Below are 10,616 nucleotides of genomic sequence, written 5' to 3'. Positions count from 1 at the left end.
CTCGCGGACCTCGGGGGCGGGGAGGTTCTGCGTCCGCAGGGGGAACGGGCTGCTGCTGAGCGGTGGGGTCGCGTGGTCTTCAGCATGCGTCATGCCGAGCACTCTCTTCGTTGAGACGGCTCTCTTGGGGGGCAGTGGGGGCAGTTGACGGGAAAAGTTAAATCATTCGATGATTGCCGTCCAGAGGGTGGGAGGCACTTTCGTGCGCAGACATCGGACGATGCATGAGTGGGCGGTCGACGAGCTGGTGCGCCGGATCGTCTCGGGGGAGGCCGCGCCCGGGGACTCGCTGCCGGTCGAGGAGAAGCTCGCCGCCGAGCTCGGGGTGAGCCGCGGGGTGCTGCGTGAGGCCGTCAAGACGGTGGCTGGCAAGGGGATGCTCGGCATCAGGCCGCGTACGGGTACGAAGGTGCTGCCGCCCGCGGGGTGGAACTATCTCGACGCGGACGTGCTGCGCTGGCAGCAGGAGTACGAGACGCGGCGGCTGCTCCGCGAGACCGTCGAGCTGCGCCGCACCGTGGAGCCGGCCGCGGCCCGGCTCGCCGCCGCCCGGCGGCTGCCCGATGACGTAAAAGCCCTGCTGGAGGCCTACGAGCGGATGGTGGCCGCCGCCCGGCGGCCCGATCACGAGGGGTACGTCGAGGCCGACGCCGCCTTCCACCGCGCCCTGCTCGACGCCACCGGCAACCGGCTCTTCGGCTCCCTCGGCCGCGCCCTGGACGTCGCTCTTCAGCACAGCTTCGCGATCAGCACCGAGACCCCCGGCGCGCTGGAGGCCTCCCTCCCGCGCCACCTCGCCGTCGCGGAGGCGATCGGGCGGGGTGACGGGGCGGAGGCGGCCGATGCGGTCCTCGCCATCATCGAGTCGGCGGAGTACGAGATAGCGCACTCGCCGGCGCTGGATCCCGACCCGCCAGCGCCTCCCGTACGGAATCGGAATCCCACGCACTGAGGACCGCCCGCACCCCCGGCCGCCGCTCGTCCGCCACCGCCCGGGCATGCGCCCGCTCCAGTACGGAGTCGACGGACACCCGCCGCTCCGTGCGCGCCGACTCCACGGCGGCCTCGACCATCGCCAGACTCATCGCGTTCTCGTGCGCCTCGCCCATCGGCGTCCCGCCGGTGCGCAGCGCCTCTACGAACGCGTGCAGCGCGCCCGCGATCTCCGCGGGACCGTCGTACGCCGCCTCGCGCGAGGTCACGTCGGGGTCCGCCACCGGCTCGCTCTCACCGTCCCACTGCGCCGTGCCCTTCTCGCCGCTCGCCCGCCACGATCCGTTCCACGAGGTCTCGGCGCCCGGGGCGCACCAACTGCCGTGGTAGAGATAGCGCGTTCCCGCCTCCATCTCGAAGGTGGCGCACGCACTCGCGTCCCCGTCGTACCAGCTCCACGGCGGGTTGAACGCCTCGCAGTACACCGACACCGGCTCGGCCCCCAGCAGGAAGCGGGCCGAGTCGAAGGCGTGGATCGCCATGTCGACCAGCAGCGGGTGCGCCATCTCCTCGCGGAAGCCGCCGAAGTGCGGTGCCTTGTAGAACTCCGTGGTCAGCGTGCCGATCGCGCCCAGTCCCGAGAGCAGGTCGCGCAGCGCGAACAGCCGCGGGTTCCAGCGGCGCGACTGGCTCACCATGAACAGCTGCCCGCTCGCCTCCGCCGCCGCGGCCAGCGACAGGGCGCGGGCGAGGGTGTCGGCGATCGGCTTCTCGCCGAGGACGGGCAGGCCGGCGAAGAGCGCCTCGGTGGTTACGGGGTGGTGGGCCACCGGAGTTGTCACATTGACCACGGCCTGGGCGCCGGTCCGTTCGGCCAGCGCCGGCAGCGCGGCAGCCGTGGGCAGGTCGGGGCGGCCGAGATCGGCGGCCGCCTGCCGCGCCGCCTCGGCGTCCAGGTCCACGATGCCGACGAGCTCGGTCTCCGGCGCGTCGGTTACGGCCCGTAGCCACGCGCGCCCCATCCGGCCCGAGCCGACGACGATCAGGCGCAACGGCGACCGCGGGCCGCAGTCGATCCGGGCGTGGGTCATCGCAGCGGCCCCTGGTACGCGCCGCCCTTGAAGAACTCGCCGGTCTCGTACCGCAGCAGTTCGGGCGCCTGTCGCTGCGGGCGGTCCGAGCGTGCCCAGCGCACGCCGTTGGCGATCACCCTGCGGACGTCCTTGTGGTGGTAGACGGGGTAGTCCTGGTCGCCGGGGCTGAAGTAGAAGATCTTGCCGTGGCCGCGGTGGAAGGTGCAGCCGCTGCGGAAGACCTCGCCGCCGGAGAAGGAGCTGATGAAGACCAGCTCGTCGGGGGCGGGGATGTCGAAGAACTCGCCGTACATCTCCTGCTCGTCGATGATCAGGGGGTGGGGGACGCCCTCGGCGATGGGGTGCGTCGGGTTCACCGTCCACACCAGCTCGCGGTCCTGCTCCGAGCGCCAGCGCAGGGTGCAGCTGGTGCCCATCAGCTTGGTGAAGATCTTCGACCAGTGGCCGGAGTGCAGCACCAGCAGGCCCATGCCGGCGAGCACGTGCTCATGGACGCGGGCCACCACCTCGTCCGAGACCTCGGCGTGGGCGGCGTGGCCCCACCACGTCAGGACGTCCGTCTCCGCGAGCACCTCCTCCGTCAGGCCGTGTTCCGGGTCGTCGAGCACGGCGGTACGGACCTCTGCCGCCTCGCCCAGGTTCTCCCTGATCCCTTCGGCGATCGTGGTGTGCATGCCCTGCGGGTAGATCTTGGCGACGTGCTCCTCGAGCTTCTCGTGCCGGTTCTCGCCCCAGACGGTGACGCGGATTGCAGGTGTGGTCACAACGGATTCCTTTCGAGAGGGGGTCACTTCAGTGCCCCCGACCCCACACCCGCGGCGATATAGCGCTGCGCCGCGAGCAGCAGGATCAGGGCGGGGATGGAGGAGAGGGTGGCGGTGGCCATCACCGTGTTCCAGTCGGAGACATGCGCGCCCAGGTACTCGTAAAGACCGAGCGTGACCGGCCGGACGTCGTCGGTCGTGGTCAGCGTCAGCGCGAACAGGAAGTCGCTCCAGGAGAAGAGGAAGGTGAACAGCCCCGCCGTGATCAGCGCGTTGCGGCTCACCGGGAGCACGATCGAGACGAACGCCCGCACCCGCCCCGCCCCGTCCACCCGGGCCGCCTCGACCAGCGAGGCGGGGACGCCGCCGAGGAAGGCGCGCAGGATGAGGATCGCGAAGGGGATGCCGTGGGTGGAGTCGGCGAGGATCAGGCCGCCGAGCGAGTTCAGCGCCCCCAGCTGGTTGTACGCGCTGAACAGGGCGTTCGCGACGACGATGCCCGGGATCATCTGGCTGAACAGGATCGCCAGCAGCACCACGGAAACCCAGCGGGACCGCAGCCGGGCCAGGGCGTACGCGGCGGGGGTGGCCACGACCAGGCTGAAGGCCACGCTCGCCAGGGACACGGTCAGGCTGGTCAGCAGATTGCCGCCCTGGTCCTCGAAAGCCTGCGCATAGCCGTCGAAGTGCAGCTCGGTCGGGATCAGCGGGGTGGTGAGGGTGGAGCCCGGCGGCTGCACCGAGACGTTGACCATCCAGTAGACGGGGAAGAGCATCACGGCGACGATCAGCGCGCCGAAGGCGGTGTGGACTGTCGGTTTCATCGCGGGCCTCACTCGTCGACGGCGCGCCGGTTGGCGCGCAGGTAGAGGAGGGCGAAGACCAGCGAGACGGCGATGAGGATGTTGCCGAGCGCCGCGCCCTGCCCGAAGTCGAAGGTGCGGAAGGACAGGTGGTACGACTGGGTGGCCAGGGTCTGGGAGGCGTTGGCCGGGCCGCCGCCGGTCAGGCCGAGGATCAGGTCCAGCACCTTGAGCGTGTAGACCACTCCCAGGACCAGCACCACCGTCACCACCGGGCGCAGCAGCGGCCAGGTCACGTACCGGAAGGCGCGTCGCCCGGTGGCTCCGTCCAGCTCCGCCGCCTCGTAGAGCTCGCGGGGGATCTCCTGCAGGCCGCTGTGCAGCAGGACGACGTTGAAGGGGATGCCGAGCCAGATATTGACCATGATCACCGACAGCAGGGCGAGCGAGGTGTCGGTGAGCCAGCCGGGGGTGCCGAGGCCCAGGCCGCCCAGCAGCCGGTTGAGCACGCCGTTGTCCTGGTCCAGGATCCAGCGCCACACCGTCCCCGAGACGATCACCGGCACCAGCCAGGGCAGGAGCAGTAGCGCGCGCAGCACTCCGCCGAGCGGGAAGCGGCGGCGGAAGTACAGCGCGATCGCCAGGCCGATGCCGAACTGCGCGAGGATCGAACAGACGGTGAACAGCGCCGTGTTGAGCATCGTCCTGCTGAACACCGCTGAGGAGGTGACGGCCGCGTAGTTGTCCCAGCCGGCCCAGGGCGCCTCGCCGGTGTAGAAGGTGGCGATGCCGTAGCGCTGGAAGCCCATCAGGAGGTTCTGCACCACCGGGTAGCCGAAGAAGGCCACCAGGTAGAGCAGGGCGGGCAGCAGGAACAGCAGGTGGAAGAGGCGCTCGCGGCCGCGCTGGGTGTGCCACCAGCGCACCGGTGCGGAGGCTTCGGCGGCGGGCTTCCTAAGGGGCGGGGCGGAGGGCTTGGCGGAGGCTTTGGCGACGTCAGTCATTCTCGGCCTCCCGCAGCGCCTGCCGCGGATCCACGCCCTGGGCGAGCGCGGTCTGCAGCGCGGTGTAGATCTTCGTGGCGGCCGCCGGCCAGTCCTCGCCGAGCTCGCCGGTACGGGCCCGGGAGCCGCGAACCAGCTCGGTGAACTCCCGCATCTCCGGGTGCTTTCCGGCGAACGGATCCATCAGCGCGGTCTTCGTCGGCACCGTCTGCCGCTTGGCGGCGAGCGCGAGCTGGTTGGCGTCGGAGGTCAGGCAGCGGAGCACCTTGGCCGCCTTGGCCTCGCGCTCGGCGTTGCCGGTGCGCGGCAGCGCCCAGGCCTCGCCGCCGAGCGGGACGACGGAGGTGTCGCCCGCCTTCGGCACCGGAATTCCCGCGACGCCGTAGTCCAGGTCCTTCTTCTCGTCCAGGACCGGGAGCTGCCAGGGGCCGTTGACCATCATCGCGGCCTTGCCGGCCGCGAACTGGTCGGAGACGTCGGTCTGGCCCCAGTTGACCACCGAGCGGGAGGCGGAGCCGTCGCGGACCAGGTCCGCCCAGAGGCGGAGGGCGTCGGCGTTCCTCGGGGAGGCGAGCTTCCGCTCGTCGCCGCCGTTGGACCACATGAACGGGAGGAACTGCCAGGTGCCCTCGTACGTGGCGGCGGCGCTGAAGGCCATGCCGTAACGGTCGCCGGAAGTCAGCTTTTTCGCGGCCGCCTTGAGCTCGTCCCAGGTGGTGGGCGGCTTCACGCCGGCCTCGGCGAGCGCGTCCTTGTCGTAGAAGAGCCCGATCGTGTTGGCCACGGGCTGCAGCGCGTACACCTTGCCGCGGTGGCGGGCGGCGTCGACGACGCTGCGGGCGTAGCCGCGCGCGGACAAGCCCTGGTCGGCGATGGGGTGGAGGGCGCCGGTGGCGGCGATCTGCTGCACGTCCGGGTTGTCGATCATCAGCAGGTCGGGGAGGGTCCGGGAGGCGGCCTGCTGCAGCGTCTTGGGGATCAGCGAGGCGTTCGGCACGCTCTCGTGCTCGATCGCCACGCCGGCGCGGCGGCCGCATGCCTTGAGGGTCCGGTCGTAGATGGACTTGTGGGGCTGGTCCACGTAGTAGTCCATGACGCGCAGCGTGCCGGCGTCGTCGGGGACGCCGTTGTTGCCGCCGCAGCCGGCCAGGGTCAGGGGGGCCAGGAGCGCCAGGGTGGCGGGCCAGCGTGCTCGTCGTCGAGTCACGTTCGCTCTCCTTATTCGGTCGGTGTCGCCGTGGCAGAGCGTTGTCGATACGTATCGACAGGGGTGCTGCAAAAGCCTCCCGGGAGGGGGAGGTCGGTCAGTGCGGGTGCGGCAGGGTGGTGCGGCGTCTGGTGAGGTGGGGCTGGACCAGATCGATGCCGGTCGGCTCGTGCCGGTCCGCCAGCAGCCGGAAGAGGGTGTGCATCGCGCGGCGCGACACCTCCCGCGGCTCCAAGGAGACGTTGGTGACGGGGGGTTGGGTCGTCTCCGCGGCCTCGTCGGTGCAGATCGCGATGACGGACACATCGCGGCCGGGGGTCAGGCCGCGGTCCGCGAGCCCGGTCAGCACCGCGGAGGTGAGCCGCCCCTCGGGCACGACCAGACCGAGGTTGCCGGCGTCGTCCGGCGCCAGCGCCTCTTCGAGCGCGGCCTCGACGGCCGCGTTTCCCGCGTCCTCAGGGATGACCTGGGTGTACGGGATGCCGTGCCGCCGGGCGGCGGCACGGGCGCCGCGGTCGAAGCGGCGGACGTAGTTCACGTCGCGTTCGACCGACGGCCGGACATAGCCCAGCTGCACGATGCGCCGGTGCCCGCAGGCGGCCAGTTCGTCCACCGCCAGCTGCCCGGCGCGGTCGAAGTCCACATCCACACACGGGAGATGAGCCGGGTCGTCCGGGACGCCGATCAGAATCACCGGCAGGTCGAGCGCGGCCGCGACCGCGATGCGTGAGTCCGCCGCTCCGACGTCCATCAGCACCAGCGCGTCGCACTGCGCCCGACCGGCGAGCCGTTCCACCGCCTCGGCGCCCTCGTCCTCGGTGACCAGCAGCACGTTGTGCTCCTCCGCGCGGGCGCACTTGGCGATGCTCTCGATGAACGGCAGCACCCCTGCGGTGTCGGCCCCCGGCCCGAACGGCACCATCAGGCCGACCACCTGGCTGCGGCGGCTGGCCAGGGCGCGGGCGCCGGCGTTGGGCTGGAAGCGCAGCGTGGCCATCGCTTCCTCGACCCGGCGCCGGGTCTCGGCCGAGATCGAGCGGCGTCCGCTCATCACGTACGAGACGGTGCTCTGCGAGACGCCCGCGAGGCGGGCCACGTCGCGGCTGGTCGCCATGGGCGGGCACCTCCTCGGTGGGTGTCGATACGCATCGACTGGCTGGGCAGCGACCGTAGTGCCGCGCCGCGAGCGCCGACAAGAGGTGTGCAGCGATGAACCGGCGCCGGCCGCGGGGTTGACACTTCCTGCCTGGACGACAGGGGCTGGATTGGGCCAAGTTGCTGATGTTGATTGTCGGTGCGCAGACAACCATGGGGGATTCCCATAACCTCTGGCCTCACAAAAGGGGAGGGGCTATGTGGAAGAGATTGTTCCTTAGACGATTACGGGCCTTGGCGATACTGCTGGCGATCGCGATTCCGGTGGGTCTGGTGAATCTGCCGGCCGTCGAGGCGGAAGCCGCTGACCAGGTACAGACCCCGCCGGCCGCGTGCGCGGGAATGACCGGGCCTGGCGAGGACGGGAATTCGATCGACGACGAGAACCATGCGGCCGTACGGCTCGACCTGCCGAGTCCCAAGGAGGATGTCGCGGTCGACGAAGAGGGAAAGATCGACCTCTCCGGGGTGCTGCACAAAAAGGCCAAGATGGTCGACGTCTCGATGGGGAAGGTGAAGTCGACCGACTTCACCCTCGGACCGCCGCCGGCCGGCGTGTCGGGGTGGGCCTCGTCGTGGCAGACCCGGCTGCGGCCGCCGCAGCTCGGCAAGAACCTGGTGTGCACCCGCGCCGAACGCGAGCCGAAGCGGTTCGCACGGATCCTGCGGTCCTTCAACATCGTTGACCGGATCGCCCCGAGCAATGTCACCGGCCTGAGCGTCGGCAGCATCACCCACAACTCGGCGAAGGCGAGCTGGAACGCGGCCACCGACAATTACGGCCTGGCCGGCTACGAGATCAGGGTCGACGGCGGGCCCGCGATCCGTACCAACAGCGCCACCCGCTCGTACACCATCTCCGGCCTGCCGCCCGAGTCCGAGCACACGGTGTCCGTCGTCGCCGTCGACCTGGCGGGCAATAAGTCGGCCACCCCCGCGACGACGACCTTCAGGACCGCCGAGACCCCGCCCGACCCCGACCCGGAGCTGACGCTCGCGGTGGAGGAGGGCTCCGCCACGGCCAAGTGGCAGCCCGATCCCAACGGCGACTTCACCTACCGGGTCTTCCTCGACGGCCAGTTGCACGACGAGTTCCCGATGGGCCAGTACTGCGTGGACGCCGCGGGCAACAAGGCGGACCCGTGCACGGCCGACAGCGTCATCGAGTATCCGATCGAGCCCCTCGAAGCGGCCACGCCGTACACGCTGCGGATCGACGCGGCGAGGGAGGATGGCACGCAGTGGCGGGACTTCGGCGGTGGCTTCATCACCAAGACCGTCGCGCCCGCGGTTCCCGAGACGGTCACGCAGCAGGTCAGCAGCGAGAGTTCGCAGTGCGCCGCGCAGGGCGGCGACTTCTACATCGCGCCAAGCGTACGTTCCGCGGTGACGGTGCCGGGCGGCAGCACCCAGGTCTTCGCCGGCTGCTACCGGGCCGCGGATGCCAGCTGCGTCGAGGACCATATGCCGCCGGAGGAGGATGAGTCGTTCGACTGCTCGGACGATGTCACCGGGCTGCTCCGCGATGTGTCGGCGCCCGGCGGTGGACCGGCGCTCTCGCCGCTGAACGCCGACGCCTCCGACACGACCCCGCTCTTCGACCCTGGTAATCCGATCCAGCCGGTCGCCTGGTGCCTGCAGAGCGGCGCCTGCACCCTGCTGCTGGCGCCACCGGCGGCGGCAGCGGCGAGCGCGGGAGTCGCGACCGTCGTCTCCGCGGTCGTCTTCTGGATCGTCGTGATCGCCGCGGCGATCGTCATCGGCGTCGCGCTGGGCGTCATCTGGTCGATCATCGACGCCAGTCCGATCGCCATCGGCGGGCTCCTGGAGTACCCGATCGACCACGCCACCGACTTCGACACGTACGAGGACTGGGGCCTGGAGGAAGGCAGGTGGTACCACAGCCTGACGGCGTACGCCCAACTGATCAAGACGACAAAGGAGATAGCCGACGACCGCGACCTGCCCTTCGCCTGGACCGACTCCGAGGACTCCTACCTCCGGCGCACCATCGACCAGGCCTGTGCCGCCCTGAAGGGGGGCAACTACAGCTACGGTCCCTGCGACGACGACTTCGCCGTCTACGTACCGGGCGGGAAGAACAACAAGTTCGTGGACATGCAGCAGACCGGGGACCACATAGTGGCCGCCATGGGCAACGGGGGTTACCCCCAGCCCTCGGGCCGTATCAAGTGGCTCGCCCCCGCCCGCAGCATCGACGGGCAGGCCGCGCGGTCGGCCGGCTTCCGGCGCGGCTGGTTCGACACCCTCGCCTTCCGGCCGAACGCCTGCGACAACCGCGGGGGCCAGGTCTGCGACGAGTTCCCGTTCTGGGCGACGGACCAGGCGGTCAACCTGTCGGGCCTGACCGCCGATCTGAAGCCGGTGCCCCGCCGGGAGGCGAGTCCGCAGGGCAATGACATCTCCACGTTCCACACCAAGTGCAAGGTGGACAACGGGGAGCGGTTCATGGTGCTGCCGATCAAGTCGTGGGTCTCGGCCGGCGCGCCGAGCTTCGGCATCCGCGTCAACGGCAGCGGCGCCAGCGTGTGCATGCAGCCGTCGTCGCCGTAACACCCGATCGCGGTCCGCTGCCGCGCGATGCGGCAGCGGACCGCCGGGCCGACTTCGACTATGGAAGGCTTCCGCCATGCTCGATGACATGACCGTGCTGCGTAACGCGGCGGCGGGCTACCGGGCGGCCGCCACGGCTGCGGGCCTCGACTGGCCGGAGCCGGCCGCCCCGCCCACGGCGGCACCGGAGCTGGTTCACCGGCTGTTCGACGTGGACCACGTCGCCGAGCAGCTGACCTGGCTCCAGTCCCAGGGCTGGGACGCCGAACGGCTCCTCCCCGGCGGCGGCCTCACGCTGCCCTGGCCGGCCGACGGCGATGCGCTCGACGACCTCTCGCTGTCGATCGGCGTCCCGTTCCCCTGGCGACAGCAGCTGCCGCTCTTCCATTTCGAGTACCTCTTCTTCACGTTCGTCCTGGCCGGCGACCACGAGGGGGAGATCTGGCGGTACGAGATCCCGCCCGACACCTGGGACGCGGTGCCGGCCGCGCCCAGCCTCGCCGCACTGTTCTCCCAGTGGACGAGGGGGATCGAGACCGGCGCCGTGCGCCTGGACCCGTCCTCCGGGTGGCTCATGGTCGGCTCGGGCACCGGCAATGACTACGACACGATCCGCGAACTCCAGGAGCTGGACCCGGGACTCGACCCGCTGGCCTTCCCGATCTCCATGCCCAACCACCCGCTGCTACGGGCCCGGCAGGCCGCGGCCGGGGTCGACACCAGCTGCGTCACCCCGGAACGGGCCCCCGAGATCATGGAAGAGCTGATGGACGAGATCGCCGCCGTGCGCGGCGCACTCGGCGTCTGACGATCACGGCATCGCCCTTCGCGTCACGTGAATGAGGCTCAAAGCTTGCGCACAATTTGCGCACATCCCCCTCTTCAAGACCCGCCCCGATGGTCTAGATTGACCGTGCTGCGCCTGATTGGGCATGGGGCGACCGCTAATGATCTATAGGTCCGTGCTGTGAGCAGTCCAACAGGCATGTCCTGGTGCGGCGTCGGGTGGGGTTTTCGAGCAGCGCTGAGATAACCGGGAGGCCGGGGGGCCTGCCGGAGGGAGGGACAGCGCGTCGCGGGGG

Annotated in this window: 9 protein-coding genes; 3 read left to right on the top strand and 6 right to left on the bottom strand. The window is 70.4% G+C overall.

Translation table 11 applies throughout. The annotated features are described in order from the left end of the window. Nucleotides 1-202 precede the first annotated feature (202 nt). Complete coding sequence (locus tag G5C51_RS35215; RefSeq protein WP_420824891.1) at nucleotides 203-952, top strand: FadR/GntR family transcriptional regulator; 750 nt, start codon at nucleotides 203-205, stop codon at nucleotides 950-952. On the opposite strand, the gene G5C51_RS35210 is transcribed toward G5C51_RS35215, so the two are convergent. From G5C51_RS35210 to G5C51_RS35185, 6 genes are all read right to left on the bottom strand, one after another. Then, nucleotides 858-2,024 carry a Gfo/Idh/MocA family protein gene (locus tag G5C51_RS35210; protein ID WP_165243770.1) on the bottom strand — a complete coding sequence of 389 codons (1,167 nt, stop codon included), beginning with the start codon at nucleotides 2,022-2,024 and terminating at the stop codon, nucleotides 858-860. The genes G5C51_RS35215 and G5C51_RS35210 overlap by 95 nt on opposite strands. Beyond that, the gene (locus G5C51_RS35205; RefSeq protein ID WP_165243768.1) at nucleotides 2,021-2,791 is read right to left on the bottom strand and encodes a ThuA domain-containing protein; all 771 of its coding nucleotides are present in this window, start codon (nucleotides 2,789-2,791) and stop codon (nucleotides 2,021-2,023) included. Before G5C51_RS35205 ends, G5C51_RS35210 begins: the two co-directional genes overlap by 4 nt. A 23-nt stretch (nucleotides 2,792-2,814) precedes the next feature. Beyond that, nucleotides 2,815-3,615, bottom strand: a complete 801-nt coding sequence (locus G5C51_RS35200) for a carbohydrate ABC transporter permease (RefSeq protein ID WP_165243766.1) — start codon at nucleotides 3,613-3,615, stop codon at nucleotides 2,815-2,817. Between the two features lie 8 nt (nucleotides 3,616-3,623). Then, the gene (locus G5C51_RS35195; RefSeq protein WP_165243764.1) at nucleotides 3,624-4,598 is read right to left on the bottom strand and encodes a carbohydrate ABC transporter permease; all 975 of its coding nucleotides are present in this window, start codon (nucleotides 4,596-4,598) and stop codon (nucleotides 3,624-3,626) included. Then, nucleotides 4,591-5,805 (bottom strand): sugar ABC transporter substrate-binding protein, encoded by a 1,215-nt coding sequence (locus G5C51_RS35190; protein WP_338118416.1) that lies wholly within the window; start codon nucleotides 5,803-5,805, stop codon nucleotides 4,591-4,593. The genes G5C51_RS35195 and G5C51_RS35190 overlap by 8 nt, the downstream gene beginning before the upstream one ends. Nucleotides 5,806-5,902: 97 nt before the next feature. After that, on the bottom strand, nucleotides 5,903-6,919 hold the full coding sequence (locus G5C51_RS35185; protein WP_165243762.1) for a LacI family DNA-binding transcriptional regulator: 1,017 nt from the start codon (nucleotides 6,917-6,919) through the stop codon (nucleotides 5,903-5,905). A gap of 275 nt (nucleotides 6,920-7,194) precedes the next feature. Here G5C51_RS35185 and G5C51_RS35180 point away from each other — a divergent pair, with 275 nt between their 5' ends. Both G5C51_RS35180 and G5C51_RS35175 read left to right on the top strand, forming a co-directional pair. Then, nucleotides 7,195-9,534 (top strand): fibronectin type III domain-containing protein, encoded by a 2,340-nt coding sequence (locus G5C51_RS35180; RefSeq protein ID WP_206314667.1) that lies wholly within the window; start codon nucleotides 7,195-7,197, stop codon nucleotides 9,532-9,534. An 88-nt stretch (nucleotides 9,535-9,622) separates the two neighbouring features. After that, the gene (locus G5C51_RS35175; RefSeq protein ID WP_206314666.1) at nucleotides 9,623-10,342 is read left to right on the top strand and encodes a PQQ-binding-like beta-propeller repeat protein; all 720 of its coding nucleotides are present in this window, start codon (nucleotides 9,623-9,625) and stop codon (nucleotides 10,340-10,342) included. Nucleotides 10,343-10,616: the final 274 nt, after the last annotated feature.

It is taken from the genome of Streptomyces coryli (assembly GCF_011044975.1).
GTDB classification, from domain to species: domain Bacteria; phylum Actinomycetota; class Actinomycetes; order Streptomycetales; family Streptomycetaceae; genus Streptomyces; species Streptomyces coryli.
This window is presented reverse-complemented; position numbering and strand designations above follow the sequence as displayed.